The sequence below is a fragment of the Rhodococcus sp. 05-2254-5 genome, assembly GCF_002258575.1.
GTDB classification, from domain to species: Bacteria; Actinomycetota; Actinomycetes; order Mycobacteriales; family Mycobacteriaceae; genus Rhodococcoides; species Rhodococcoides fascians.
Map to the genome: position 1 here is coordinate 38,496 of NZ_NOZG01000007.1, position 26,202 is coordinate 64,697.

Sequence of the window (26,202 nt, forward strand, 5' to 3'; positions counted from 1 at the left end):
GCGGCACCGAAGGACCTCATGACGACGAACGCGACGATCCCGCAGTACCGCACCGATCTGTACTCCACCGATGCGATTCTCGATCCGTACCCCCACTACGTTCGGCTACGCGCCCTCGGCCCGGTGGTGTGGCTGCCGCGCCAGCAGGTGTTCGCCGTCTCGCGCTACGCGGACTGCAAGGCGGTGCTGCTCGACGACGAGACCTTCATCTCGGGGGACGGGGTGGCGCTCAATCCCGTCGCCAATCGGCTCGGCCGCGGAACGACACTGAACAGTGACGGCGACGAGCATGCAACCAAGCGATCGGTGCTGGCGCATCGGCTCACTCCGAAGGCCGTGCGCACGATGAAAGCGGATGTGGAGGAAAAAGCGAACAGCATCGTCGACGCGGCGCTGAGCAAACAGTTCGTCGACGGCGTGGACGATCTCGCGACAGCGCTGCCGATGTCGATCGTGCCCGATCTCGTCGGGTGGCCGGAGGACGGACGCGCGGATCTACTCCGCTGGGCCGGTGCGACATTCGACTCCCTCGGCCCCGTGAATCGACACTCGATCACCGCTGTCAAGGGTGCCGCAGAGATGCTTGCCTTCTCGCGTCGGGTGGTGCGAGATCGATCGGTGATTCCCGGGAGCATGGGCGACGATGTTCTGAAGGCCGCCGACGACAACAAGATTCAGAAGTCGGCACGTCCCGCGTTGATGATCGACTACCTCGGTCCCTCGCTCGATACCACCATCGGAGCGATTTCCGGGGCCCTCGACCTGTTCGCGCGGCACCCCGAGCAGTGGCAGGCGATCAGGCGGGACCCGGACTTGATACCCAATGCGATCAACGAGGTCGTTCGATACGAGTCGCCGATCAGAGCCTTCTCGCGTCGAGCGGTCCGTGACGTCGAGATCGACGGATCGCGAATCCCGAAAGGTGCTCGCGTACTGGTGGTCTACGCGTCGGCGAACCGCGACGAGCGTGAATGGGACAACCCCGATGCCTTCGACATCACCCGTGACGCGGCGCGTCAACTCGGCTTCGGTTCCGGCGTGCACGGGTGCGCCGGTCAGGGGCTTGCTCGTCTGGAAGCCCAGACCATGCTCCGGGTGCTGGCGCAGCGGGTCGAGAAGTTCGTTCCCGCAGGAACACCCATACGAGCTGTCAACAACGTCATTCATCGATACGAACGGTTGCCGCTGAAATTGGTGGCAGCAGAAGGGACACAGCCATGAGGATCGACGTCGATTGGGATCGCTGCGAGGGCCACGGCATCTGTGCCGAACAGGCACCCAAGGTGTTCAGCCTCGATGACGAGGGCGAACTGCACTACGCCTTCGATGGCAACGACATTCCCGACGACCTCGCAGCCTCGGCCCGGTCCGCGGTCGGCGTGTGTCCGGTGGCGGCACTGCGAGAACAGGCGTGAGCTCTCTCGACAGCAGGATCGTCGTCGTCGGAGACTCCATAGCCGCGTGCACCGCTGTCCGCGAACTGCGGGCCCGCGGACACGAAGGTCCACTGACCATGATCGGGGCCGATGCCGACGGTTGCTACGCCCGGCCGCCGTTGTCCAAGCACGTGCTCAAAGGTGAAGCAGCCGAGGCGGAAACGTGGGATCTGTCGGACCTGGACATCGAGGCGATCGGTGATCGGGCCGTATCGGTGAATGCCGAGGCTCACACGGTCACGACCGCCGCCGGTACCGATGTTCCGTACGATCGCTTGATCGTGGCCACCGGAGCGGCCGCACGTCGCATCGCGGCTCCCGGGCAAACGGGCGAGACGGTGCTGCGGACCTTCGACGATGTTCGGGCACTACGTCCGAAACTCGATGCGGCGCAGACGGCGATCGTCGTCGGTGCCGGATTCCTCGGCATGGAGGTCGTCAGTGCGTGCGTCTTGCGCGGAATCGCAGTCACCGTCGTGGACGTCGACCCTCCGTTGAAACGCCTACTGGGTACTTACCTGTCCGACGCGATTTCCGCCCGGGCCGAGGCAGCGTCGGTCGGGTTTCTCCGCGCGGACAACCCGGTTGCGTTGACGGGTAACCCCGTCACCGGGATCGAGTTCGAGGGACGCACCCTCGACGCCGATGTGGTGGTCACCTGCGCCGGTGATGTCCCCGAGACCGAGTGGTTGACCGGTACCGGTATCGCCGATTATCGCGGTGTTGCCATCGACGAGCGCTGCGCCACAGCAGTTCCCGATGTGTTCGCCGCAGGCGACGTCGCGTACTCACGTGCCGGTTCCGGTCGAGCGCCGTTCTGGTCCAATGCCGTCGCGCAGGGCAAGGTTGCCGCGGCCTCCGCACTCGGCCTCGAACCCACGTGTGCGCCTACCGACGACTACTTCTGGACCGAGATTCTGGGACTGTCCATCAAGGTCGTCGGTCCTCTTCCGCTCCTGGGTAATCCGACCGTGCTCGAGGGTTCCGTCGACGACGGATCGGCACTGCTGCAGTGGAACCACGAGGACGGCCGCACGACCATCGTTGCCTACGGCATGAAGAAGGCAGTCGGGCTGCTCCGACGGCTTGCTCGCGACTCCGCTGTTCCCACTACGTAAGGAATTTCATGGCTTTCGCCTCTGCGTCCGGTTTGGTTCGTCGTCTTCCCGAGGCGGTCGGGCTCGCCCGGGCCGCGATCGGCATCGCCCACATGGTTGCGCCCACTCGCGCCAACGAACTCCTAGCCGGGCCCGATGCTGCGGTGGCGACGACGCGAGCTGCAGCTCGCACCTTCGGAATTCGTGAGATCTACATCGGCGGCGGGCTCTACGCGGCAACTCGGTACGCGCCGAAGGCCGTGCGTACTCTGCTGCGAGCAGGTGTGGCCGTCGACGTCTGGGACACCGCGGCGTTCGCGCTCACCGCTCACCTGCCGCAACGAACGAGAACGGCCGGCTGTGCAATCGCCGGAGGTTTCGTGATCGCCGGCGCGCTGGCAGACCTGCAACTGGACCGGTAGTCGGCGGTGGACAACATCGCTCGAGTTGTTCGCGCGGCCAGCATCAGTGCTGTTCGCCTCTACAACCGATTGGAAGTGACGGTGGCGCAACCGGTTCCGGACACCCCGGTACTGTTCGTCGCCAACCACGGGTTCGGCGGAGTCATCGATCTCAACGTGTTCGCATTCGCGGCCGCATACGACGAGCTCGGGATCGACCGCGAGCTGATCACGCTGACGCATCAGATCGCGTGGACTCTGCATGCCGAGAAGCTGATCGAACCCTTCGGTGCCAGGCCCGCAAGCAAACGGACGGCACTCGATGCGTTCGAGGAGGGCCACAACGTCCTGGTGTTTCCTGGTGGAGATGTCGATGCGCTCAAGGCCTGGAAGCACCGCAACGAGATTCTCTTCGACGGGCGTACCGGGTACGCCCGGTTGGCGATGGAGGCGGGGGTGCCGATCGTCCCCGTGGTGACCGCAGGAGCAGGGGAGTCCCTGCTGGTACTCGGCAGCGGGAAGCGATTGGCCAAGGCGCTGAGGTTGGACAAGGTACTGCGGCTCAAAACGTTTCCGCTGACGGTGTCCATTCCGTGGGGCGTCAATCTCGGTCTGGTCGGGCTTCTTCCGTACCTGCCGCTGCCCACCAAACTCGAAACGACGGTGCTCGCACCCATGCGCCCCGAGGCCGACGAGACGGCCGAGGAGTTCGCAGTGCGGGTGCACTCGGCTATGCAAGCCCAACTCGACGAACTGACGAAGGATCGGCGACCCGTCATCGGATGACTCGCCGAGCCGGCGATTGCCGTCATACTCGAACCATGCGTTCGAAGCAGAAGATTCTCGACGCCACCCTAGGGCTCATTGCCGAGGGTGGGTTCGAGGATGTCACCATTGCCGCGGCTGCGCGGGCGGCAGGCGTGACGCGCCAGACGGTGTATTCGATCTTCAGCACGCGCGAGGACATGATCTCGGAGGCGATGGTCGGTCTTGTCGTCGACGTGATCGGTGGCATCCGGGCAAAGGCCGATCAGGCCGAGACGCCGTCCGAGTTCGTTGTAGAGACTATTGTGGCTGCACGCAACCTCATTCGACGAGAACCGGTGCTCAATTCTCTGATGCGTTCAGGCAACGCCAACCCGTTGTTCGATCCGGACATGATGGATCGAGCCGAACCGGTGGTGCGTCAGTTCCTCGACGGTTACATCGAACGCAATCCCGGATTCGATGCGACGCGGTTCGACGGTATCGATTCCGTGCTTGTGCGTAACGGGCTGTCCGTCATCTTGTTCGACGACGCGCAGATCCACGACGACGACGGTTTGCGGTCATACCTGCGTCGCTGGCTGATTCCGCTCCTGTTCTGACGGACCCCCAAAAACTTGACACCATAAGCCGCATCTGTCTAGTTTTGCTTCGCACGTGCACGTGACACAGGTCTCGATGCGCGCTGCTGCACACCATTGGGGGGTACGTGTCGAATTTGAATCGCCGGTCGTTTCTCGGCGCAACTGCGGTTGCGGGGTTGGCCGCACTATCGGGCACCGGGGTGGCGCGAGCAGCCGGCGGGCGACGCTCCCAGATCCCGCTGACCCGCGAGGACCACAGGGTGGTGATCATCGGATCGGGGTTCGGCGGTGGCGTCGCCGCATTGCGCCTGGCCGAAGCGGGGGTGCCGGTTCTGGTCCTCGAGCGCGGAAGGCGTTGGAACACAGGCCCGAACGCAGACACGTTTCCCGATGCCACGTCACCGGACAAGCGGATGCTGTGGCACGGTTCGAGTCCCAACCTGTTCGGCAGGCCAGTTCCGTTCGATCCGTACGTCGGCCTTCTCGAGGCGGTGCCCGGGGACAACATGACTGCGCTGTGCGCGGCCGGTGTCGGAGGCGGATCCCTGATCTACCAGGGAATGACACTGCAGCCCTCGCAGCCGGTATTCGAAGAACATTTTCCGGCCGGTTTGGATTGGCCGACTCTGAATCGGGTGCACTACCCACGCGTGGCACGGATGTTGCAGCTCCAGCAGGCTCCCGACGAGTTGATCGGTACGCCCAATTATCAAGCGGCGCGGGTGTTTGCGGCCAATGCTCGTCGAGCGGGTCTGCCGGTGTCCAAGATCCCGATGCCGATCGACTGGAACTTCGCCCTCGACGAGACGCGCGGGGTGATGGCACCGTCGTACACCGATGGGTCCGGTGCATTCGGAGTCAACAACGGCGGCAAGCACTCCGTGGACGTCACCTATATCGCGGCCGCCGAGGCGACGGGGCTGGCCACTGTTGCGACACATCACCACGTCACGAGTGTCGAGCGGCGTGACGACGGCCGTTGGACGGTGTATGTCGATCGAATCGACTCCGACGGAACGGTATTGGAAAACAAGGTACTCACCGCCGGCGCATTGATCATGGCGGCGGGCAGCCTGAACACCACGAAGCTGCTCGTGCGTGCCGGTGCCACTGGAGCGATTTCGGACTTGCCGGACCAGCTCGGACAGGGTTGGGGCACCAATGCCGATCGCATCTACGTGTGGTCGAGCATCGAGCATACTTTCGGTGCGCCCCAGGGCGGTCCGGTGGTGTTCGGCAGTCTGAACTGGGACGACCCGAACACTGCGCACACCGTCATCCAGGCCTCGATACCGCCCTTGTCGTTCGATGCCCACAGCACGATGCTCGTCGGATACGGAGTCAGTAGCGGCCGCGGCCATTTCGGCTACGACTCCTCCATGGACCAGGTTCGACTACATTGGCCGGCCAACGGCGACAGCCGGATTCAGGACGGTTCGATCGATCCGACGGTGCGTCGTATCGCCGGATCGGGCAGTGTTCTCACCGATACCAATGCACTGTTCCCGTCCACCTGGCATCCGTTGGGTGGGGCCAACATGGGCGCGGTATGTGATCTCGACGGTCGCGTACACGGCCAGCGAGGACTGTATGTCCTCGACGGGGCGCTCATGCCCGGCACCACCGCAGCGTGCAACCCATCCATGACCATCGCCGCACTGGCCGAACGTGCGTTGGACAACATCGTTGTCGACGACATCGGCTCCGTTATCTGACCCCCACCAGAAAGAGACCGATGCATCTGTACCGCAACATGATCGGCGTCGCAGTCACCGCCGTGCTCGCGTCTTCCCTGACCGTGCTCGGCGGCTCGGCGGCGAATGCCGACCCCGTCGACGACTTCTACGTCCCTCCGGCTCAGGTCGTCGACGACCCGGGGGCCGTGTTGCGGACGCAGCCGATGTCACTGTTCGCGGCTCTGCCCGGTGCGGACGGTGCCTACCCCGTTCAGGCGCAGCGGGTGCTGTACACGTCACGGACGCAGGACGATACGCCGGTGGGCGTGTCGGGCACGTTCATCGAGACCGAGGTGCCCTGGCGTGGTGCAGGCCCGCGGCCGACCATCGTCGTCGCGCCCGGCACGGTGGGTCAGGCCGATCAGTGCGCTCCTTCTCGTGCGTTTCCGACGACTGTCAACGCTGTGACACAACCATTGTCGATCTCGTTCAATCAGGAGTTGTTGTCTTCCACTCTGTGGGGATCGATGGGTGCCAACGTATTCGTGACCGACTACATCGGGTTGGGAACGCCCGGTGTGCACACCTATGTCAATCGTGTCGAGCAGGCTCATGCGGTGCTCGACGGTGCTCGTGCCGCGAACAAGCTCCTCGGTGATACCGATGCACCCGTTGGTATCTGGGGGTACTCCCAGGGCGGTGGGGCGGCAGCCGCGGCGGCCGAACTCGCCTCGGAGTACGCACCGGGGCTGAATATGAAGGGCACCTGGGCCGGAGCTCCCACAGCGGACTTGCTCGAGGTGTTGAAGACCGTCGACGGGACGCTGATCGGAGGGGTGATCGGCTATGCCCTCAACGGGTTCGTAGAGCGGGATCCGAGCTTGCTGCCGCTCGTCGAAGAGCGACTCACCGATCACGGCAAGGCAGTGCTGAACGATCTGTCGACGCAGTGCATCGGCGACACCATTCTGAAGTACCCGTTCCTGCGAACCGAATCGTTGACCGCGGACGGTAAGTCGATGCTCGAGAATCTGGGCACCATTCCGCAGGCGGGTCGCATCCTCGAGGCTCAGCGGATCGGTCGTAGTACTCCGAACGCACCGGTGATGATCACCAGCGGACTCAACGACGACACCGTGCCGTACGGTCAGGCCCGGCAGTTGGCTCAGGATTGGTGTGGGCGAGGGGCCACGGTGGAGTTCCGAACCAATCCGTTGCCGCCGATCCTGCAGGGTGCGGTGTTGCCCAACCACTTCGGGCCACAGCTGATCGACGGGTACGGCGGCGCCGCCGCAGCGTTCCTGATGGATCGGTTCGCCGACGTCCCCATGGCGCCATGCTCCATCGACTGATCGGCGGCCGCAGGCGCTGGCGGCTGGTGCGAGAATTCGTACTACGCAATCGTTGTCCCGCAGCCTCGACCGTCGAGCAGCGTGCCCATGACTATGTGGCGATAGCAGACGCGTTCGGGCTGTGCTGGCCGCCGGATGGACAGCATGCCAGGGCACTGCTGACCAGTTTCGGCGATCGGGATCCGGATGCCGTCCTTGCCGCGATGCGCCCGGTTGCAGCTCCGGTTCAGCTCCACCCGGTGGTGCGGGTGTGGAATCGTGCCGTCGACTAGGGCAGCGTCGACACCGCTGCGCTCGACCCTGTTGCGGTCGCAGCGTCGAGTGGAGGCTGTGATTGCAGGCGGTGGCCCGGACATCGTCTTTCAGCCGATCGTCCGTGCACGCGATGGGGTGATCGAGGGATACGAGGCCCTGTCGCGTTTCCCGGCGGGCGGCGGTGACACCGAGGCGTGGTTCGCGGATGCAGCGCAGTGCGGCCTCGGTCCTGCTCTGGACAGATCTGCGGCCGTCAAGGCATTGGGCGAATCAGCGCGTCTGCCGGATGGTTGCTTCGTTGCGGTGAACCTCAGTGCTGCAACGCTACTGGTCGATGCCGCCCTCGTGGATGTGCTGCTCGACTTCGGCCGACGACGGTCACTGGTAATCGAGCTCACCGAACATGCCGCCCAGGACGACGAGGATGCGGTGATCGCAGTGTTGGCCGAACTTCGACGCGGCGGCGTCGCTGTCGCAGTGGACGATGTGGGATCCGGGTACGCAGGTATGCGGCAGCTCGTCGTGCTCGAGCCGCAGATCGTCAAACTCGACGCGTTCGTCGTTCACGGCATGAAAGGCAATCGCGTGAAGTCGGCCTTGGCCGAACTGGTGCTCGAGTTCGCGCGAAAAACCGAGGCCAGGTGCGTGTTCGAGGGCATCGAGACCGACGACGACCTCGAAGCGGCCACGTCGATCGGGGCCGACCTGCTGCAGGGCTTTCGAGTGGGCCGCCCTGCGGCGGTGTAATCAGATCTGACCAGCAGGTTGAGTACGGCCCAACTGTGGGTATGCGGCGGACTAGGAACGAGACGAGTTCCGAAGGCCGATGCGGTCGAACGGGAGACACGCGGCACCACCACCGAGGGTGAATCGAAGGAGACGGACTGATGGCCGATGACGACAGTGACATCAAGACGGAGTTCGATGACCTCGTCAACATGACGGCGAAGGAACTCGACGAGTTTCTCGGCACCAACGACTCGAAGGACGTCGGGCAAAAGAAGGAGGGCGGCGAGTCGACGGGCCACGAGAGCGGCCGCCGCATCGTCGAAATCCTGAAGACGAAGAAGGCGGACCTGTCCGACGACGACTACGAGCACATGCGAAAGGTCGTCGGTTACTGCAAACGACACCTTGCTCAGCGGCCCGACGGGGACATCACCGACACCAAATGGCGCTACTCACTGATGAACTGGGGCCACGACCCGAAGAAGAAGTGATCTCGGTTCGCTGACGGGAGGTTTGCTCCACTCGGGCCCCGGCTGCGGGAATTCCGCCACCGGGGCCCAGGAGTGGAGCAGACATTGCTCACACCGTGGAGGACCCGACTAGCGCATCTACGACGAGAAGCTCGCTCGCTTCGAGGCCTCGCGCGCCACCACTTCCTCGGCCGCGACGATGACGTCGTCCACATCGGCACTCTTGACGACGACCACTCCGTCGGCGTCGGCGACGATGAGGTCACCGGGTGAGACGACGACTCCTCCGAGCGCGACCGGCTCGTTCAGTCGGCCCGGCCCGTTCTTGTAGGGACCCGCCGGTGTGACACCGCGTGCGAATACGGGCAGACCCAACTCGGCCAAGGCGTCGGCATCGCGCACGGCACCGTCGATGACGAAGCCGGCGATGCCGAGCGATTTGGCGCGAATACCGATGAGATCGCCGATGAGGGCGCGTGTGTCGTCACCTGAGCCGTTGACCACGATGACGTCGCCGGGGCGGGCGTCGTCGAGAGCCTTGTGAATGTAGAGGTTGTCGCCCGATCGAGTCCAGACGGTGTACGCCCGGCCGGTGACTGCTGCTCCGGCCCAGATGGGCCGCAGTCCGGCGATTATGCCGAAGCGCTCCTGGGCATCGCCTACGTTGGCTGCGGGCACTCGAGAGAAGCGTTCGATCATGTCGTCGGATACGGCAGTGGCGGAATAGGTTTCGGTACTCATGAGATCAATGCCTTTCGGGTGACTTATTGCTGGTCGGCGAGCAGTTCGGCGATGATCGGTTCGATCTCGGTTTCACGCTGTTCCCACAAGGTCGCGACGTCTGCACCGGAGACCCAATCGGGCTGCGTCGCTGCGCCGGTCAGCTTCTCGGCGACCGCCGGATCGGCCAGTGCAGTCTCGAGGGCATTCTGCAGCGTGGTCATCGTCGCGTCCGGGGTGCCCGCGGGAGCGCTGATGGCGAAGTTGTTGGTCATGAACGGGGCGTCGTATCCCTCGCTCGCCAGCGTCGGTACCTCGGGGATGAGCTTGTTCTGCTCCTCGGTGAGTACCGAGAGGATGTTCACCTCCCCCGATGCGAACTGGCCGTAGAAGCTCGAGACTCCGCCGAGGGCGAAGTCGGTCTCACCCGAGACCAGGGCCGAGATCTTGTCGGCACCACTGTTGTAGTGGACGATGTTGAAGTCCAGGCCGAGGGTGTCTTCGAGGGTGCGGAGGTTGACGTGGTCGTCGCCGGCCCTGGAATCGGTGCCCACGGTGATGGACCCCGGGTTGGCCTTGACGGCGTCGAAGAGCTCGGCAATGTTTTTGTACGGGCTGGACTTGTTGACCCCGATCACGATGTCGTTGGAAGCGAACGAACCGATGGGCGAGAAGCTTTCGCGATCGAACCCGGCTTTCTTGCTCGGGTCGAGGTATCGCCCGAGGATCGACGGGATGTTGGTGAAGCCGATGGTCTCACCGTCCGGCTTGGCGTTGGCCAGGTAGTTCAGTCCGACGACCTGGCTGCCGCCCTCCTTGTTGACGACCTTGACCGGTACACCCAGTTCGGTCTCCATGGCGGGGGCCATGATTCGGGCCAGGATGTTGTTGCCTGCGCCTGCGGCAGACGGGACGACCCATTCGACGGTGGCACCGTTCCGTGGGAACGATGCTCCGGAATCGGCTGTGCTCGAGCCGCATCCGGCAATCAGGGCGGCGGCGGAGATGGCCGCGACCAGGGTGGGCAGTGTTCTCATGAGACGGGCTCCTCGATGGGCTGGGTTTGGGTGGCGCGGCGGGAGAGGATGCGAGCGAGGACGGGGCGCAGCATTCCGAACAGAACGGCTGCGATGAAGACGAGCAGGAGAACCTTGTTGATGGGACCTTCGACGAAGACGCCGTAGTCCCCGCGAGAGAGCGAAAGTGAACGCTGAAAGTTCTCCTCGAGCAGAGGCCCGAGGATCAGGGCCAGCACCAGTGGAGTCAGAGGAATCTTGGTGAGGTGGAACAGGTATCCGATGACGCCTGCGCCGAGCATGATGAAGATGTCGAAGACGCTGCCGTTGATGCTGTAGACGCCCAGGAACATGAAGGCCAGGATCATCGCCATCAGGTAGTGGAACGGGATCTTCAGTACGGCAATCCACAGGCGAACCAGTGGCACGTTGAGAATCAGCAGAATGATGTTGCCGACGAGGAAGCTGGCGATGATGGTCCAGGCCACTTCAGGGTTGTCGCGGAACAACAGTGGGCCGGGGATCAGACCGTTGATGGTGAAGGCGCTGGCCATGATGGCTACGGTCGCGGAGGTGGGGATGCCGAGGGTGAAGAGCGGAATCATCGACGACAGTGCGAGTGCGTTGTTGGCCGATTCCGGTCCGGCGACACCCTCGACGGCACCCTTACCGAATTGCCCGGGACGTTTGGTGAGCTTCTTCTCCATCGCATAGGACGCCAATGAGGTTGCAGCACCCGGAGATCCGGGGAGCAGGCCCATGAAGAAGCCGATGACGGAGCCGCGCATCGTGGGGCCTGCAGACCTGGTGATGTCCGTCTTGGTGGGCAGCAGCTTTCCGACGGCGAGTGGTCGTCGGCCGGCACCGCCCGCCGAGCGGGCTTGGATGAGAATTTCGGTGAGACCGAAGCAGCCCATCACAACGGCCACGAGTGCGACGCCGTCGAACAGTTCCGGCATGCCGAACGTGAACCGCTGGATGCCTTGGCCGGAGTCGATGCCCACCGACGCGATGGCCAGGCCGAGCCCCACACTGATCAGCGCTTTCGCGGGGTTGTTGCCCGAGAAACTGGTGATCAGGGCCATGCCGAGTAGTGCGACGAGAAACAGTTCGGGAGCACCGAATTCGAGTGCGAATCGGCTGAACGGGGCGACGACGACGAATCCGACGACGCCGACCAGTCCGCCGACGAACGACGCGAGTGCGGCAACGACGAGGGCGGGACCGCCGCGTCCGCTCTTGGCCATCTCGTAGCCGTCTAGTGTCGTTGCGATGGACGACGCCTCACCGGGAATGCGCAGTAGGACCGCGGTGACAGTGCCGCCGAATGCTGCGCCGTAGAGGATGGCGGCGAGCATGATCAGCGCCGTGGTGGCGTCGAGGCCGAAGGTGATCGGGATCAGCAGCGACACCGCAGCGGCGGGGCCGAACCCAGGGAGGACGCCGACGAGCATGCCCAGTACGCAGCCGAGGAGTGCGAAGAGCAGATGCGTCGGAGTGAGGACGTTGACGAAGCCTGCCATCAGATCGGGAAATCCCATGGCTCACAACCCCCAATCGGCGAGGAAGGGAATGGACGATGCAGGCAGGGCCGTGCCGAGCCAGACGTCGAACACCAGTCGGGTGGCGAGTGTGGTGGCCACGGCGACGCCGATGGCGACCACTGGAGTCCGTTTGCCGACGAAGGTCAGCACGACGGCGAGCATCAGCGCCATGGACAGGGTGTACCCGAGGGTGGGGAGGACCAGCGCTGCGCCGGCGATCGCGGCGACGACCACTCCGATTCTGATTCAGCCTGCGCGGTCGGGAAGTTCGGTCTCGTCGGCGTCCTCCTCGTTGTCGCTGGAGAGGAACGCGACGGCCGCCGAGGTGGCTGGTTCTAGCTCCAGTTCAGGTTCGGGGGTCGTCACCCGCGGTGCTCGGACGAGCTGTATCGCCCACATAGCGCCGCCGAGGATCATGCCGAGGCCGCCCACCAGGGGCAGGAAGCCCGCGCCGACGCCGGGGTCGGCGGCGATGCCGTAGCCGGTTGCCATGGTGACGGTCGCCAATCCGACGACCAGCGTCGCGCCGAGCACGATCCATTCGATCGTGTGTTGTGTGCCGAGCAGTATCTTCACGGCCGGCTGCCTTTCTGACGATAAGTTCGATGTGGCCTGGAGGGGTCGGCCGGATTGCTGTGCTTCACGTCACTTGCAATCTTGCACAGGTTTACAGGATTGTGGTTGAGTGTGTCAACAGACACAGTGGAAAGTGGAGGGTATGAGCTTCCGAACAGTGGTTGCCAGTAGCGGGAAATCGCTCAGCGCGTCCGAAAAACGTGTCATCGCAGTACTTCTCGGAGAGCCCGAACCGTCGAGTCTGCGGGCGGCCCCGGTCGCGGCCCGTGCACAGACGCATGAGTCGACGGTAGTGCGTCTTGCGCAGAAGCTTGGCTACAGCGGCTTCCCCGACCTTCGTGCCGACCTGGAGCGCGACAGCCCAGAACCGGTTGCGGCATCGGCACTGATGAGGAGCGACACCGGGCATGAGCTTGCCGTGTTCGCTCGCGACGAAGCGCGTGCTCTCGAACGGTTGTCGAGTTTCATCCCACAGGAGCAGTTGGTGGAGGTGGCTACGGCGATTCACCGTTCGCGGGTGGTCTACCTGTTCTCCAAGGCCGACGAGCGGCCCGCGTTGGATATGCTGGCACGACGGCTCCGCAGGCTCGGCCTGGTGGTCGTCGAGCTCGGGCTCGGAGGGAAGGACCTTGCCGAGCGGTTCGTCAGCTTCACCGAGGACTCCGTCCTGATCGCCTTTGCCCTGCGCGAGGCACCGTCGCAGCTGCCTGCGCTGGTCCGGGAAGCGGAACGACGCGGCGGCACGTCGATCCTCATCAGCGACGCGCCGGGATATCACTTTCGCCCCGCGCCGACGCATCTGCTCGTCGCCCAACGTGGTGACGATTCGGAATACAACACCCTCATCATTCCCATTGCCATTGCGTACGCGCTGCAGTTGGCCATCTTCCACCTCGATCCCGATCGGTACGGGGCGGTGCGCGACGACATCAACGACGTGTCGAGGTTGGTCGGAGGAACCGACGAAATTCCCTTGCGCTGATGCCTTCTCGTGACTCCATTGCTCTGACCGTTCAGGCGACGACTGCGCAGGCCGGGTGGGTCGGGGTGCGGTTGATGATCGGCTATCGGGCGATCGCCGAGGGTGCCGACACTCGAACGCTTGCGGTGATTGCGGCACTCTTCGCTGCGCCCGCAGTATTGGCGGCCCTGCCGATCGGGCGCATCGCCGACAGGTTCGGCGGGCCGGTGGTGATCGTTTCGGGAATCGTGTTGTGCTCGATCGCAACCGGTGTACTCGTCACGTTTTCGGCAATGTGGGCGTTGCTCGTGTGCACGGCTGCGTTCGGACTGGGCAATCTGCTCATCATGATCGGGCAGCAGGCGTTCGTTGCACACGCCCACGTCGACGGCAAGAACGAAAGTGCCTTCGGCGCACTGACTGCCGCCGCGTCGATGGGTCAGTTGGTGGGGCCGCTCGCCGTGACGGCCGTCGCGTCGAGATTCGGCGGCGCGAGCATCGAGAGCCCGAACACGACGGCAGGCATCCTCACTGCCGGTGCCTTCACCGCGGTCGCGCTCCCCACCGCACTGTTCTTGATGGTCGGCCGCAACCACATTCGTGCCGAGAAGCCTGCCGAAGGGGAAGCGTCGGGGCTGAAATTGCTGAAGCTGCCGGGTATGTGGCAATCGTTGACGGTCAGCGGCGCGGTGCTCGTGACGGTCGATCTGCTCTATGCCTTCGTGCCCGCGTGGGCCGTCGAGCGTGGGGTGTCGGTGACGACGGTGGGGTGGCTGCTGGCGTTGCGTGCCGGGGTGTCGGTGGTCAGCCGAGTGGGGCTGGGCAGACTCGACGCGAAGTTCGGTCGCACTGTGCTGCTGAATGTTTCGCTGGCGGCGGGCGCGACCGCTCTCGCCGTGCTGCCGTTCGTACAGGCCGTCGGAGCCATCGGAGTCATGATTGCACTCGGCATCGCGTTGGGTATTCCGCAGCCACTGACCATGTCGTGGGTGGTGTCGATCGTGCCGAAATCCACGCAGGGGGAGGCGCTGGGATTGCGCATGTCGGCCAACAGATCTGCGCAGATCCTCATCCCACTGACGGTCGGCGCGCTTGCCGGCCCGTTCGGGGTGACGGGCATTCTGCTCGGCAATGCACTCGTGCTCGGGGGATCGATCGTTGCAGCCTCGCATCCGCGGAGCCGACCCTGAGCAATTGACGCTCCACTCGACGCCTCGGTCGCGAGGATTCCCCGACTCGGGGCACAGAGTGGAGCACAAGTTGCACACGAACCGACACTGGGCTGATTCAGCTGGGATGGGTGGACATCTTCACGTGCGGGATTCCCGCTTCCAGGTATTGCTCTCCCACTCGAGTGAATCCGAATCGGCCGTACCATTTTTCGAGGTGTGCTTGCGCGGACATCTCGACCACCCCGGGGTATGCCTCGAGGGCGGCCTCGACGAGCTGTCCGGCATATCCGCGGCCACGGCCGGCAGTCGCGGTCGCGACGCGGCCGATGTGGACCGTGTCGTCGACGAGCACTCGGAGAGTGGCCAACACCTCGCTGTTCTCGTCCTGGATCCAGAACAGTTCGGTCGTCGGAAGTAGGTCCGCGCCATCGAGTTCGGCCTCGTCGACGATCTTCTGTTCGTGTACGAATACCGCGACTCGAAGGGCCAAGATGCGGTACAGAGTGCTCGGATCGACGCGTGAGAGCGGTGCGTGATGGAGGGTGGTCATCGGGTCCTTTTCGTGGTTTCGGTTTCGCGATTCACACCGCGAGCGGCACAACGGTTCCCGGCGGTACGTCGTTGTATCGGGCCGTGATCTTGTTCAGTTCCAGCTGGTAGTACAGGGACTGCAGGCCGAAGACGAACGTGAGCAGAAGTCCGACGACCGAGCTGCACGTCGGCTGAAGGCCGGCCGCGCGTTGGGCGTCGGCGATGCGGTTTCCTGTGTTGTAGTAGCTGATCAACGGCGCGATGATGGTCCAGCCGAGGAGGAGCAGAACCAGCAGTGGTCCGACGACCGGCGGGTCGACCTTGCGTCGGTCGAAGTCCGCCATCTCACGGTGGATGAGGTAGTACCAGACGAAGTGGTAGATGCCGAGAGTGATGAGCGGCAACAGGATCCACACGACAACGGGGTTTCGCCGCTTCATCGCACTACCTTGAGCAACCGGACCGGTCATGATGCTCCCCCCAACCTTGTCGGACGCGACAGACGCCGCATGTCCGTGGACCACACGATTCTCCCACGTCGTTGGGTCCGTACGCGAGGTCTCGCTCCGTGCACGGCACTCACGCAGTCGCTGGTAGCACGTCGAACCCCATCCCGCACAACACCGTCCGGAGGTGTGAGTCGTAGAGCGCGTCCACACTCGAGACCAGGCGTGGCAAATTGCCGAACTGTTCGGAGACGAGAAAACCCAAGATCGACGCCCAGGCGTTGAGTCCTACCGCCGCTATGCGCAGAAGGTGTTGGCGGTCGATACTTTTCGCGAGAGCAGTCTCTTGCAGATCGAGCAAATAGGTCCCGAGATCGCCGGGCTCGAGCAGTTCGGGGATCTGGCACCGAGTCAGGTCTGCCGATCCGTTCTCGACCGCAGCGAGATAGACCACCATCGGTGAAAGTAGTGCGCGGCTTGCTGCCGGGCCGGTCACTGCGGCGTCGGCGTGAAAGCCGGCGATGGGGGTTCCGAAGATCAGCGCGAAATCGTGGGGGTGGGCGAGCGTCCACTGTCTGATTGCGTGGCCCATGGCCCACCACTGGGCCTGCAGATCATGTGGGTCCGCGTCGGTTCGAGCAGCGTCGATGGAGTCGCCGAGCGCGGTGTATGCGTCGATGCAGAGCGCTCCGATCAAGGCCGATTGGTTGTCGAAGTACCGGTAGATCGCCGCCGAGGACATTCCCATTTCCCGTGCGACAGCACGCAAGGACAACCCGCCCGGCCCGTGTTCGGCCAGATGCGCACGAGCCCGCGTCTTGATCTCGTCGACGGTCTCCTTACGTCGAGCTTCTCGACGCGATGGTGCAGCTGCTCCGCCCACTGTGACCACTCCTCCCGATCCTGTCTTCCCGTGCCCCGTTGACAGTCTAGGCAGACAGCGCCTACTGTGCGATCACCGATCGAAATGTTATCGGTGATTACATTGCGCTTCGCATCGATCGAAGGAAGTGGCGAACATGGCAGCTCAACCCGGTCGGCACACCGACGTAGTGCCCCCTTTCCGTAAACGCACGTTCACTGCGGCCGCCATGACGCGTGATGTCGGCACTCTTCTCAGGCGCGGACGCAGCCTTGTCACCGTCTGGACACCGACTGGCGTCGACCCGCTGCTGCGTGAGCAGGTCATGTTCGCCGTTGCGATGGTCAACGACTGCAAGTTCTGCGCTTTCATGCACGACGATGCCGCGATCACCTCCGGCGCGGACCGCGACGGATTGGCGCGGCTGGTCGGCTTGGATCCGGCCGACGCGACCGACGATGTCTTGATCGCGGTGGTGTGGGCGCAGAGCCGAGCGGCGAACGGTCTCGGTCGTGCTGACGAGGCCCTCGAACGTCGGATGGAAAACCGGTACAGCCCACAGCGAATCCGTGACCTCGATACCGTCGTTCGAGTCATGACGCTGCTGAACGTATCCGGCAATACCGCAGAAGCGCTGATTCGCCGGATGCGCGGGCATTCGGTACCGGGAAGTCGCGTGGTCGACGAACTGATTGTCGGGGGAACCTACTTGGTCGGGGCCGTTGTCTCGGCGTTGTCGTTGGCACTGCGACGGCGGGTGTCCCCGAAGAAGGTGTGGCACGAGTTCGATCGATTCGACGGTCGTGCTCTCACCGCGCAGGGCAGCGTGAACGGTCGTGTGGGTTCATGACGAAGCCCACGTGGGACGCCATAGTCGTCGGGTCTGGATTCGGCGGTGCGGTCACTGCAGCACGACTGGCAGAAGGCGGCCACCGGGTTCTGATTCTCGAACGTGGGGCATGGTGGGATGGCGACCGGGTTCCCGCATCGGGTCGGACGGGCCCATTGCATATGGTGCGAGGGATCCGATATTCCACTCGGTCACGCAGTATGTCTGTCGGAGTCCGCCGTCACGGACTGTACGAGCTACATCAGTTCGACCGGTTGACCTGTGTGGTGTCCAGCGGGGTCGGCGGCGGATCTCTCGTCTACACCGACATGCAGGTGCCACCACCGGACGCCTACCTCGACGCTTTCCCCGACTGCATCGACGCAGCCGAGATGCGGCCACATATCGACGCGGTCCGAACAATGCTCGCCCCACGTCCGGTTGCGCCGATTCCGCAGAAGGCGCGCGCATTCGACCGCGCCGTGACCGCAGCGGGACTGGGCCCGGTGCATTTTCCCGATCTGGCTCTCACGAGCCATCCCCATGGCAAACCGAGTAGGGCGACGATGGGAACGACCTATCTGCCGATGGCGCTGCGTCACGGAGCCGAGTTGCGGGCCATGAGTGAGGTCGTCGCCATGTCGCAGACACCCGACGGCGGATGGCAGGTGCGGTACCGAGACCACGAACGCGGTCGCAGCTATGTCGAATCTGCACCTCGATTGATCCTGTCGGCGGGAACGCTGGGAACGATGCGGCTCCTGTTCGACGCTCGCGACCGGCTCGGAACGCTGCCCCTTGTCAGCTCCGCCCTGGGACGTGGCTTCACCCCCAACGGGGACATGGTGACCGTGGTTCATCGGACCGCGCAGCGAGTCGATTCCGTTGCAGGACCGCCGATCACTGCGTATCTGACCGCGGAGGGCCGACGTGATTTCCTCACTGCCGAGGTGGGGCTTCGCCTGCACCGCATGGCCCCGTCCGCCGCGGTGGCGAGATTGCTGCCACGAACTGCCCTGCTGATCGGTATGGGCGCGGACCGTATCGCGTCGGAGGCCACCTACGACGGGCGCAATCTTCACCTCGGCACCAACCGCGACGACGATTCCGAATTGTTCGAGAGACTCGCCGAGCACGCCACGGCGATCGCGTCGGGCTACCGGGCGAAACGCACGATCGTCAATGCGCCTTTCGGTCGCGGCAGCACGCGTCTGGCTTCGGTCCACCCACTCGGTGGAGTACCGATGGCCGAGTCGCCGACGAACGGCGTGGTCGACACCTCCGGGCAGGTTCACAACTATCCCGGACTTTTCGTCGCCGACGGGTCGATACTGCCGTCCGCGCCGGGCATTCCGCCCGCCATGACCATCGCCGCAATGGCCGAACGCATCAGCCACCAGATCCACCGATGCCCAGAAACCTCTGGGCTCTAGAACACCTGTCAGGAGAATCCGATGAAAGACAACACAATTCGCTTGCACAGCCTCGTCGACGCCACTGCTCCGATACCGACATCTCGTGACGGTCTCGGCTTCGCCGATCTGGCGTCGCTGATGAACGCCTCGCCGTCACCCGTCGTCCTTGCCGGCGACTACACCGGAAGAATAGTGTCTTTGATTGCTCTGCAACGACTTCCGGGCATGCTGCGCACTCCGATCACCTCCATCGTCGCGATGCTCGCGCGCCCGATATGGCGCGGCAAGAGATTCGACGGCAACACTGGAACCAACCTGTGGATCGGTCGCTGACGACCCCGCACATTCGGTGACTTCGCGATCACGACCGCCCAGGACGGGCACCACGCAGCACTGGACTACGACCAGCGTACGAACCCTCGGCCGGTTCGGCTCATCACCGGCGAAGCAGCTGCGATGGGGCCCGGGGTGTTCATTGCCGCGATGTACCTCACTGTCATGCGGCGACGCATCACGCTGATGTACTTCACTTTGGACCGGTGACCACGACGCGTGCCGTTCACCGTCGACTTGGATCGGACGATGCCTCGGTTGAATCTCGTCGCTCGGGGAATCATGTGTTGGTGGACGACGACAATGTTCTGGACGACGATGTTCTGGCTGTGTTTCGGCATGCATTCGATTGCGCGCGCAGCGGTGACGCCTCGTGGTTGCAGTCGTTTTTCGAGGCCGGAGGGTCCGTCGACCTGACCAACGACAAGGGCGACACACTGTTGATTCTGGCGGCGTATCACGTACAACCAGGTGCGGTGAGCATGCTTCTGACGCTGGGGGCTGCGGTGGATCGCGTGAACGACAACGGTCAAACAGCGTTGGCGGCCGCGGTGTTTCGTCGGTCGACGCCCATTGTGAGGATGTTGCTGAAGGCAGGCGCGGACCCCGCAGCCGGGGCTCGATCGGCGCACGCAATCGCCCAGTACTTCGAGTTGGACGACATGGCAGCGATGCTGACCGAGCCCCAGTCGGGGTAGCCCTACTTCCTTGCCTTGGCCTTGGCTGCCCGCTTACGAGCAGGCTTGTCGGGGACTGCAGGCGGGATGTTCGACGCCATCACCGCGGGGGCACGATCCCAGGCCCGGTGCAATCCGACCGCAGCGAGCAACGCGTCGTTGAACGCTTTCACCGCTGTCTCGCCGATGACGACGCCTGCGTCGTCGGCACCGATTCCGGCCTGCTCGAGCAGTGCCGCTCCGTCGCCCCAGGCACCCATCGCTTTGCAATGACGGAATGCTTCCTGCAGCAACAGGATCAGCTTGATGTCGTTCGTCGGCGTCGTTCCGCCCGCGACGACGAAGGCGTCGAACTCGATCGAACGAACTGTCAGGAATGTTCGCTCGACCACCTGAGTGCGCATGCCTTTGCCGAGGATGCCGCCGGCCGCAGCGATGACGTGCACTGTGGCACCGCGGCGCGCGGCTGCCGTCCGTAGCTTGCCGATTCCGGACAGGTCCGATCCGGCGTCGGCGATGACGCCGATCTTGCGTCCGGCAATCGGTCCCGGAGCCTCGACGATCTGAGACAGTGCGGGGGAGAGCAATACGTCCTCAGCGGGTGTGCCGACGGGTGCAGGCAGGCCGAGACCGGCGGCGACGCGCTCGCACAGATCGGCGTCGACGTTCGAAAGAACCTCGAGTTCACGTTCCTTGATCGATTGCTCGAACACTTTGCCCAGCTCGAACGTGAATGCCTCGACGAGGTGATCCTGCTCGACGGCACTGAGGCTGCGATAGAACATGGTGGGCTGAGTGAAGTGATCGTCGAAGGATGCGGGGTTCGCTCGTACCGCGCGGCCCTCGATGAGGCGTTCAGTTTGCACGTAACCGTGGTCCTTCTCACCTGCTACCGCTGGTTCTCCGTCGTCGACCGAGTTGCTGAGGTACGGGGCAAGGCCGGTGTGAACGGCGTTCTGGTGCATACCGTCTCGCAGCATGTCGTTGACAGGTGCATGCGGTCGATTGATCGGCAGTTGCGAGAAATTGGGGCCGCCGAGACGCGTGATCTGGGTGTCCAGGTAAGAGAACAGACGCGCCTGCATCAGCGGGTCGTTGGTGACTTCGATGCCCGGCACCAGGTGGCCCGTGTGGAACGCGACCTGCTCGGTTTCGGCGAAGTAGTTCGTGGGGTTCGCGTCGAGGGTGAGCTTGCCGATGGGTTGCACCGGAACCAGTTCTTCGGGAACGATTTTCGTGGGATCGAGCAGATCGATACCCTCGTAGGTCTCGGTGCCGTCGTCGGGCATGACCTGGATTCCGAACTCGTATTCCAGTGGGGCACCGGCCTTGATGCCGTCGGACATGTCGCGTCGATGGAAGTCCGGATCGACGCCCGCTGCGATCTGGGCTTCCTCCCACACCAGTGAGTGCACTCCGGCAAGCGGCTTCCAATGAAATTTGACCAGCCTGGTCTCGCCGTTCTCGGCGACGAGGCGGAACGTGTGGACGCCGAAGCCTTCCATCGTGCGATACGAGCGCGGGATACCTCGATCGCTCATGTTCCACATGACGTGGTGAGTTGCCTCGGTGTGCAGCGAGACGAAGTCCCAGAAGGAGTCGTGTGCCGACTGAGCTTGCGGCAGTTCGATATCGGGCTGCGGTTTGCCGGCGTGAATGATGTCGGGGAACTTGATGCCGTCCTGGATGAAGAAGACGGGCATGTTGTTTCCGACCAGGTCGAAGGTTCCTTCGTCGGTGTAGAACTTGACCGCAAAACCACGGGTGTCGCGGACTGTATCGGCGGAACCACGCGATCCGAGAACGGTCGAGAATCGCACGAAAACCGGTGTCCGCTTGCCCTTCTGGGCCAGGAATCCTGCCTTGGTCACGGTCTTCGCCGACCCGTAGGACTCGAACGTTCCATGTGCGGCGGCACCGCGTGCGTGCACGACGCGCTCCGGAATTCGCTCGTGGTCGAAGTGGGTGATCTTCTCGCGAAGATGGAAGTCCTCGAGCAACGTCGGGCCTCGATCGCCCGCCTTCAGTGAATGATCGGTGTCGGGTAGACGTACGCCTTGCGCAGTGGTCAGGAAATCACCGGTTTGGGCTCTCGTATCGCGAGCTCCGGTCGGGCCGTTGGGTGCCGGCGACGATTGATCCGGGCGAGGGATGGGTGGCATGTTCGGCCTTCTTTCGTTGTTGGAGCTGTCAACTCGGACGTTCGTGGTCGATGGACGGTGGGCTTCGATGTCAAGCGCTCCCCGGGTCGTCGTAGAACAAGCCGTCTCCCCGGACGATGTCGAACGCGAGGGAGGAGATCGAGCGGGCATCGGCGTAGGCACGGGCACGCAGCCGCGCGGTTGCCTCGTCGAGCGACACATGCAGACGTTCGGCCAACACACCGACCGCAATGTTGATGTCGGATCGAGCGAAGCGAAATGCGCCCTCGGGTGGTCCAAGTGTCGACTCGTCGAAAAAATTCGGTCGGGCTGCCACTTCTCCGACGACGATGTCACCGAGGGTCGACGCCGCAGCCTCGGCAGCGGCGATCTGTTGTGTCGTCATCGTTCCCGACTTTTGGGTGTAGAGCTCGAGGACCCCGAGTCGAGCACCACCACTGAACAAAGGGAACGCGTACACCCCGTGCACGCCGAGCTCCTGAAGAACTTCCGACGCGAAGGATGGCCATCCCGTGGTATCGGGCCGATTACCGATGTCCGGGTGTAGTTGCGGCTCCCCGGTGACGAAGGCATCGATACAGGGGCCCTCGCCGGTGGTGAATTGGAGCTCGTCGATGCGGGCTGCTTCGGAGTTCGTGGCGTACAGCAGATCCCGAGCATCTGCGTCATCGGTGAGGATGGCGACCGCGGCTCCGTCCGCGCCGGCGTCGGTCACACACCTCTTGCTGACTCTTACGACCCCTCCAAGTGGTGTCCGTACATCGACGCGCCGAAGCTATCCGAGTCCGGGGCGTGCACGCGTCGGGACTCTTCCGTATTTTCTTCCTCGGCCACGTTGCCTTGCCTCTCTGTGTCACCCGAACCGCCACACCGAATCAGCGCACCACGCGGAACTGTTTCATCGATCGGTGGCGTCCGGGATGTTCACGGTGTCCGGTTGTGTTCCTCCCGCAATTTGCGACCCTCCTCGACAGCCTGCGCATCCTTTTCGTCGTTCTTGTCCGATACCCGGGTGTCGCGGGGCGGCAGTTGCAGGCGTTCTTCGGCGACGATTCCGGCCTGGAGTTGGCGGCCGCGTTCGAGTTCGGAGTCCAGTTCGGCACCGAACAGCAAGGCCAAGTTGGTGATCCACAGCCACAGCAGGAACACGATGGCTCCGGCGAGGGAGCCGTAGGTCTTGTTGTAGCTGGAGAAGTTGGCGACGTAGAAGCCGAACGCGACGGTGGCGAGAATCCATACGATGATGCCGACCGCGGCACCGGAACTGATCCATTTGAACTTGGGCTGCTGCACATTCGGCGTTGCGTAGTACAGGATCGCGACCGCGAGTACCACCACGATCAGGACCAGCGGCCACCGTGCGATGTTCCAGATCGTCAGTGCGGTGTCGCCCAGTCCGACGGCGTCGCCCACAGCTTTGGCCACGGGGCCACTGATGGCCAGCATGACGGCGGCGAGCGCAATCAGGGTCAAGGCGATGAGCGTGACCAGAAGCATCACGGGGCGCAGCTTCCAGATGGGCCGTCCCTCGTCCACCTCGTACATGCGGTTCATCGCGCGGCCGAATGCGCCGACGTAGCCGGATGCAGACCACAGTGCGCCTGCGATACCGATGATCAACGCGAATCCGGCAGTGGGCGCTTGGACGAGCTGTTCGATGGTGGGACGCAACGTGTCGACAGCGGATTGCGGGCCGAGATCGCCGACGATCTGCAGCACGCCGTCGACCGTGGCCTGTCCCTGGCCGAACACACCCAGCAACGACACGATGGCCAGGATGGCGGGGAAGAGCGAGAGCACGGCGTAGTAGGTCAAAGCAGCTGCAAGGTCGGTGCACTGATCCCGGGAGAACTCACGGGCGGTTTTCTTCAGTACATAGATCCACGACGGCTTGGTCAGATCGGCGGGTGAATCCGCTTTGCGCGGATCGTCCGGATCTGCCTCGGTGGGTGCGGGTGATGCTGCTGAATCGGCCATGGCGATCGCATACCCGGGGTTTTTCGGTGGAAACCGGGAAATGCGACCGCCATGACGGTCGTTCGATTCGGCCGTCAGTTCACTTCGTTGCGCTCGTGCTCGGTACGCGCGTCGAGGTCGCTGTCGTCGAGATGCTTCGGCGTCTTGGCGTGCTCTTTGTGGTCGGGGTGAGCTTCCTCGGTGGGGATCATGACGTCGTCGAGGGTCGGTTCGTTGTTTTCACTCATGGTGATTCGATGCCCGGGAGGATGGCGGCTCAAACTCCTGAGCCAGTGTGGTTTCGATCGATGTGCAGGGGGCACTTCGACTGTGGTCGATTTTCGGAGGTAGAGATGCGAACTGTAGTGATCGGCGCGACCGGCAATGTCGGCACCGCCCTGCTGCGAAGGCTCACCGACGAGCATCCGGGCAACTCCATTGTCGCCGTAGCGCGGCGTCCGCCGAGCCTCAATCCTTTTGCCGAGCAAGTCGACTGGGTTCCGCTGGATCTCACCGGCGAACACGCACCGTACGAGCTACGCGCGTTGTGCCGCGGCGCAGACGCAGTGGTTCATCTGGCCATCGCCTTCCAGCCGATGCGTGATCGCGATTATCTGCGGGCAGTCAATGTCGACGCAGTGCGCACGGTGGCAACTGCCTGTGCGGACGCCGGAGTTCCTCATCTGGTGCACATGTCTTCCGGCGGGGTGTACGCACCGGGGTCGTACGGCGAGAAGGTGGACGAGTCGTGGCCGAGAACGGGGGTGTCTTCGTCGACCTACAGCATGGACAAGGCCGCCGCCGAGGATGTGCTCGACGAGTTCGAGGCAGCGCATCCCGATGTCGCGGTCGCTCGAATCAGGCCGGGCCTGATCGGGCAGTACGAGTTCGGAAGTGCGCTGTTGCGTTACGCCCTACCCGATCTCGTGCCGTCGGCAATCGTCGATCATCTTCCGATCCTGCCCATCGACAGGTCGTTCGCCGTTCCCGCCGCTCACAGCGACGATGTCGCCGATGCCATCGTGCGAGTGCTGGATAGGCGTGCAACCGGGCCCTACAACCTCGGCGGCCCGACGCCCGTGCGAGCCCACGACGTGGCCGACGCGTTCGGTGCGCGCATCGTGCCCGTGCCCTCTCGGGTGTTGTCCGCTGCTGCGCGCCTCGGCTTCGAGACCCACGTGTCCGCAGTGCATCACGGTTGGGTCGATCTCGCGTTCGCCACCCCGATGTTGAACACCGACCGCGCTCGACGGGACCTGGACTGGACTCCGCGAATCGATGGTCCGGACGTGGCCCGAGAGGTCATTCGGGGTATGCGCGACAACGCGGGTGCGCCCACCACGTCCCTGCGCTCGCGTACTGCGAAGGACCGCCTGCGAGCGTTCGGTCGACGGGGATTCATTTCTCGCGCGAAAAGGCCGTGAACACGACATGTTCGACGCCGGGGCAGGTGTAAATTCCCGCCCATGGCATGTCGAATCAGTGAACTCGTACTCGAAGGTCGCGATCCCGAGGCCTTGGCATCGTTCTGGTGTGAGGTGTTGGACTTCGTCGTATTGGACAGGGAGGGTGACGGTTCCGTCGAGATCGGTGCGCGCGACGGTTTCGGCGGCTCGCAGCCGACCATCATCTTCATCCCCAGTGAGAATCCCGAGCCGGCGAAACCTCGACTGCACATCGACGTCAATGCAACCGATCGAGATCAGGACGCCGAGCTCGAACGACTGCTCACTCTCGGTGCCCGACGAGTGGATATCGGCCAGACCGGCCAGGAATCGTGGCACGTGCTAGCGGATCCGGAAGGCAACGAATTCTGTTTGCTGCGTCCAAGACTCAGTCCCGTGTGACGGTACTGTCCTGGCGGTGATCGGCACCCGTCGACCGTCTGGACCAGTAGCTGGCCAGCAGCGATCCGGATACGTTGTGCCACACCGAGAAGATCGCCGCGGGGAGTGCTGCAGCGGGTGAGAAGTGGACCGAGGCCAGTGCCGCTGCCAAGCCGGAGTTCTGCATACCGACTTCGACGCTGATCGCACGGCGGCTGGCGACATCGAGTCCGCATGCCCTACCGATTCCGTAGCCCACCGCGAGGCCCAGCGAGTTGTGCAGCACGACGGCAAGGACGATGAGGGCACCGATCGACAGCAGGGTCGGCGCGCTGGCGGACACCACGAGGACAACCACGCAACGGTGAAAATCCGGTGCAGCTGACCGCGGTGAGCGCGGTCAGCTGCACC

31 protein-coding genes and 2 pseudogenes are annotated in these 26,202 nt (G+C 63.8%); 20 read left to right on the forward strand and 13 right to left on the reverse strand.

Annotated elements, in window-relative coordinates:
* Positions 1 to 18 precede the first annotated feature (18 nt).
* The 11 genes and pseudogenes from CH278_RS05490 to CH278_RS05535 all read left to right on the forward strand — a co-directional run bounded on the left by CH278_RS05490 (position 19) and on the right by CH278_RS05535 (position 8,786).
* Positions 19 to 1,221, forward strand: coding sequence for a cytochrome P450 (locus CH278_RS05490; protein ID WP_094621667.1), 1,203 nt, complete (start codon positions 19 to 21; stop codon positions 1,219 to 1,221).
* A complete protein-coding gene (locus CH278_RS05495) occupies positions 1,218 to 1,415 on the forward strand; it encodes a ferredoxin (protein WP_027495453.1) in 198 nt (65 codons plus the stop codon). The genes CH278_RS05490 and CH278_RS05495 overlap by 4 nt, the downstream gene beginning before the upstream one ends.
* The gene (locus CH278_RS05500) at positions 1,412 to 2,554 is read left to right on the forward strand and encodes an NAD(P)/FAD-dependent oxidoreductase (protein WP_094621364.1); all 1,143 of its coding nucleotides are present in this window, start codon (positions 1,412 to 1,414) and stop codon (positions 2,552 to 2,554) included. The genes CH278_RS05495 and CH278_RS05500 overlap by 4 nt, the downstream gene beginning before the upstream one ends.
* Before the next feature lie 8 nt (positions 2,555 to 2,562).
* On the forward strand, positions 2,563 to 2,955 hold the full coding sequence (locus tag CH278_RS05505) for a hypothetical protein (protein WP_094621365.1): 393 nt from the start codon (positions 2,563 to 2,565) through the stop codon (positions 2,953 to 2,955).
* A gap of 6 nt (positions 2,956 to 2,961) precedes the next feature.
* The gene (locus CH278_RS05510) at positions 2,962 to 3,720 is read left to right on the forward strand and encodes a 1-acyl-sn-glycerol-3-phosphate acyltransferase (protein ID WP_094621366.1); all 759 of its coding nucleotides are present in this window, start codon (positions 2,962 to 2,964) and stop codon (positions 3,718 to 3,720) included.
* Between the two features lie 35 nt (positions 3,721 to 3,755).
* Positions 3,756 to 3,899, forward strand: a pseudogene (locus CH278_RS28200) (TetR/AcrR family transcriptional regulator); the annotation flags it as partial.
* Between the two features lie 509 nt (positions 3,900 to 4,408).
* Positions 4,409 to 5,998, forward strand: coding sequence for a GMC oxidoreductase (locus tag CH278_RS05520; protein ID WP_094621367.1), 1,590 nt, complete (start codon positions 4,409 to 4,411; stop codon positions 5,996 to 5,998).
* A gap of 20 nt (positions 5,999 to 6,018) precedes the next feature.
* Complete coding sequence (locus CH278_RS05525) at positions 6,019 to 7,311, forward strand: lipase family protein (RefSeq protein ID WP_256991772.1); 1,293 nt, start codon at positions 6,019 to 6,021, stop codon at positions 7,309 to 7,311.
* The gene (locus tag CH278_RS27365) at positions 7,296 to 7,583 is read left to right on the forward strand and encodes a hypothetical protein (protein ID WP_179274349.1); all 288 of its coding nucleotides are present in this window, start codon (positions 7,296 to 7,298) and stop codon (positions 7,581 to 7,583) included. The genes CH278_RS05525 and CH278_RS27365 overlap by 16 nt, the downstream gene beginning before the upstream one ends.
* Positions 7,570 to 8,313, forward strand: a complete 744-nt coding sequence (locus CH278_RS05530) for an EAL domain-containing protein (RefSeq protein ID WP_179274348.1) — start codon at positions 7,570 to 7,572, stop codon at positions 8,311 to 8,313. The genes CH278_RS27365 and CH278_RS05530 overlap by 14 nt, the downstream gene beginning before the upstream one ends.
* A gap of 140 nt (positions 8,314 to 8,453) precedes the next feature.
* The gene (locus tag CH278_RS05535; RefSeq protein ID WP_057474358.1) at positions 8,454 to 8,786 is read left to right on the forward strand and encodes a DUF3140 domain-containing protein; all 333 of its coding nucleotides are present in this window, start codon (positions 8,454 to 8,456) and stop codon (positions 8,784 to 8,786) included.
* Positions 8,787 to 8,903: 117 nt separating this feature from the next.
* Here the strand turns inward: CH278_RS05535 and CH278_RS05540 are convergent, their stop codons facing one another.
* Genes CH278_RS05540 through CH278_RS05560 form a run of 5 tightly spaced genes read right to left on the reverse strand, consistent with a single transcriptional unit; the run spans position 8,904 to position 12,621 of the window.
* Positions 8,904 to 9,506 (reverse strand): methyltransferase, encoded by a 603-nt coding sequence (locus CH278_RS05540; RefSeq protein ID WP_032371760.1) that lies wholly within the window; start codon positions 9,504 to 9,506, stop codon positions 8,904 to 8,906.
* Between the two features lie 23 nt (positions 9,507 to 9,529).
* Positions 9,530 to 10,522 (reverse strand): Bug family tripartite tricarboxylate transporter substrate binding protein, encoded by a 993-nt coding sequence (locus CH278_RS05545; RefSeq protein WP_094621369.1) that lies wholly within the window; start codon positions 10,520 to 10,522, stop codon positions 9,530 to 9,532.
* Entirely contained in the window at positions 10,519 to 12,042 is a 1,524-nt protein-coding gene (locus CH278_RS05550) for a tripartite tricarboxylate transporter permease (protein WP_082519354.1), read from the reverse strand. The genes CH278_RS05545 and CH278_RS05550 overlap by 4 nt, the downstream gene beginning before the upstream one ends.
* Before the next feature lie 3 nt (positions 12,043 to 12,045).
* Complete coding sequence (locus CH278_RS05555) at positions 12,046 to 12,279, reverse strand: tripartite tricarboxylate transporter TctB family protein (protein WP_179274347.1); 234 nt, start codon at positions 12,277 to 12,279, stop codon at positions 12,046 to 12,048.
* A 12-nt stretch (positions 12,280 to 12,291) separates the two neighbouring features.
* Positions 12,292 to 12,621 (reverse strand): hypothetical protein, encoded by a 330-nt coding sequence (locus CH278_RS05560; protein WP_094621371.1) that lies wholly within the window; start codon positions 12,619 to 12,621, stop codon positions 12,292 to 12,294.
* 142 nt (positions 12,622 to 12,763) lie between these two features.
* Here CH278_RS05560 and CH278_RS05565 point away from each other — a divergent pair, with 142 nt between their 5' ends.
* Positions 12,764 to 13,603, forward strand: a complete 840-nt coding sequence (locus tag CH278_RS05565) for a MurR/RpiR family transcriptional regulator (RefSeq protein WP_080731151.1) — start codon at positions 12,764 to 12,766, stop codon at positions 13,601 to 13,603.
* Positions 13,603 to 14,772: an MFS transporter gene (locus CH278_RS05570; protein ID WP_094621372.1), complete on the forward strand. Its 1,170-nt coding sequence runs from the start codon at positions 13,603 to 13,605 to the stop codon at positions 14,770 to 14,772. Before CH278_RS05565 ends, CH278_RS05570 begins: the two co-directional genes overlap by 1 nt.
* A 97-nt stretch (positions 14,773 to 14,869) precedes the next feature.
* Here CH278_RS05570 and CH278_RS05575 read toward each other — a convergent pair whose 3' ends face one another.
* From CH278_RS05575 to CH278_RS05585, 3 genes are all read right to left on the reverse strand, one after another.
* A complete protein-coding gene (locus CH278_RS05575; protein ID WP_032406096.1) occupies positions 14,870 to 15,304 on the reverse strand; it encodes a GNAT family N-acetyltransferase in 435 nt (144 codons plus the stop codon).
* Positions 15,305 to 15,335: 31 nt separating this feature from the next.
* Positions 15,336 to 15,725 (reverse strand): DUF4234 domain-containing protein, encoded by a 390-nt coding sequence (locus tag CH278_RS05580; protein ID WP_230073142.1) that lies wholly within the window; start codon positions 15,723 to 15,725, stop codon positions 15,336 to 15,338.
* Between the two features lie 139 nt (positions 15,726 to 15,864).
* A complete protein-coding gene (locus CH278_RS05585; protein ID WP_052066810.1) occupies positions 15,865 to 16,614 on the reverse strand; it encodes a TetR/AcrR family transcriptional regulator in 750 nt (249 codons plus the stop codon).
* A gap of 136 nt (positions 16,615 to 16,750) precedes the next feature.
* Between CH278_RS05585 and CH278_RS05590 the strand changes: the two genes are divergently transcribed.
* From CH278_RS05590 to CH278_RS05610, 5 genes and pseudogenes are all read left to right on the forward strand, one after another.
* Entirely contained in the window at positions 16,751 to 17,443 is a 693-nt protein-coding gene (locus CH278_RS05590; RefSeq protein WP_057474355.1) for a carboxymuconolactone decarboxylase family protein, read from the forward strand.
* Positions 17,440 to 17,550: pseudogene (locus CH278_RS28205) on the forward strand (NAD(P)-binding protein); the annotation flags it as partial. The gene CH278_RS05590 and the pseudogene CH278_RS28205, both read left to right, overlap by 4 nt.
* A 93-nt stretch (positions 17,551 to 17,643) precedes the next feature.
* Positions 17,644 to 18,855, forward strand: a complete 1,212-nt coding sequence (locus CH278_RS05595) for a GMC family oxidoreductase (RefSeq protein WP_179274341.1) — start codon at positions 17,644 to 17,646, stop codon at positions 18,853 to 18,855.
* Positions 18,856 to 18,876: 21 nt separating this feature from the next.
* Positions 18,877 to 19,170 carry a hypothetical protein gene (locus CH278_RS05600; protein WP_094621375.1) on the forward strand — a complete coding sequence of 98 codons (294 nt, stop codon included), beginning with the start codon at positions 18,877 to 18,879 and terminating at the stop codon, positions 19,168 to 19,170.
* Positions 19,171 to 19,460: 290 nt separating this feature from the next.
* Positions 19,461 to 19,868: an ankyrin repeat domain-containing protein gene (locus CH278_RS05610; RefSeq protein ID WP_032383178.1), complete on the forward strand. Its 408-nt coding sequence runs from the start codon at positions 19,461 to 19,463 to the stop codon at positions 19,866 to 19,868.
* Positions 19,869 to 19,870: 2 nt separating this feature from the next.
* On the opposite strand, the gene CH278_RS05615 is transcribed toward CH278_RS05610, so the two are convergent.
* From CH278_RS05615 to CH278_RS27370, 4 genes are all read right to left on the reverse strand, one after another.
* Entirely contained in the window at positions 19,871 to 22,009 is a 2,139-nt protein-coding gene (locus tag CH278_RS05615; protein WP_094621377.1) for a catalase, read from the reverse strand.
* Between the two features lie 70 nt (positions 22,010 to 22,079).
* Entirely contained in the window at positions 22,080 to 22,724 is a 645-nt protein-coding gene (locus CH278_RS05620) for a GAF and ANTAR domain-containing protein (protein ID WP_052063100.1), read from the reverse strand.
* Positions 22,725 to 22,933: 209 nt separating this feature from the next.
* Positions 22,934 to 23,986 (reverse strand): YihY/virulence factor BrkB family protein, encoded by a 1,053-nt coding sequence (locus CH278_RS05625; protein ID WP_032367019.1) that lies wholly within the window; start codon positions 23,984 to 23,986, stop codon positions 22,934 to 22,936.
* A gap of 74 nt (positions 23,987 to 24,060) precedes the next feature.
* Positions 24,061 to 24,213, reverse strand: a complete 153-nt coding sequence (locus CH278_RS27370; RefSeq protein ID WP_167326464.1) for a hypothetical protein — start codon at positions 24,211 to 24,213, stop codon at positions 24,061 to 24,063.
* 105 nt (positions 24,214 to 24,318) lie between these two features.
* Between CH278_RS27370 and CH278_RS05630 the strand changes: the two genes are divergently transcribed.
* Both CH278_RS05630 and CH278_RS05635 read left to right on the forward strand, forming a co-directional pair.
* Complete coding sequence (locus CH278_RS05630; protein ID WP_094621378.1) at positions 24,319 to 25,389, forward strand: NAD-dependent epimerase/dehydratase family protein; 1,071 nt, start codon at positions 24,319 to 24,321, stop codon at positions 25,387 to 25,389.
* A gap of 42 nt (positions 25,390 to 25,431) precedes the next feature.
* Positions 25,432 to 25,812 carry a VOC family protein gene (locus CH278_RS05635; RefSeq protein WP_032367016.1) on the forward strand — a complete coding sequence of 127 codons (381 nt, stop codon included), beginning with the start codon at positions 25,432 to 25,434 and terminating at the stop codon, positions 25,810 to 25,812.
* On the opposite strand, the gene CH278_RS05640 is transcribed toward CH278_RS05635, so the two are convergent.
* Entirely contained in the window at positions 25,799 to 26,137 is a 339-nt protein-coding gene (locus CH278_RS05640; RefSeq protein WP_201245346.1) for a bile acid:sodium symporter family protein, read from the reverse strand. The two genes, CH278_RS05635 and CH278_RS05640, sit on opposite strands and share 14 nt — an antisense overlap.
* Positions 26,138 to 26,202 lie beyond the last annotated feature (65 nt).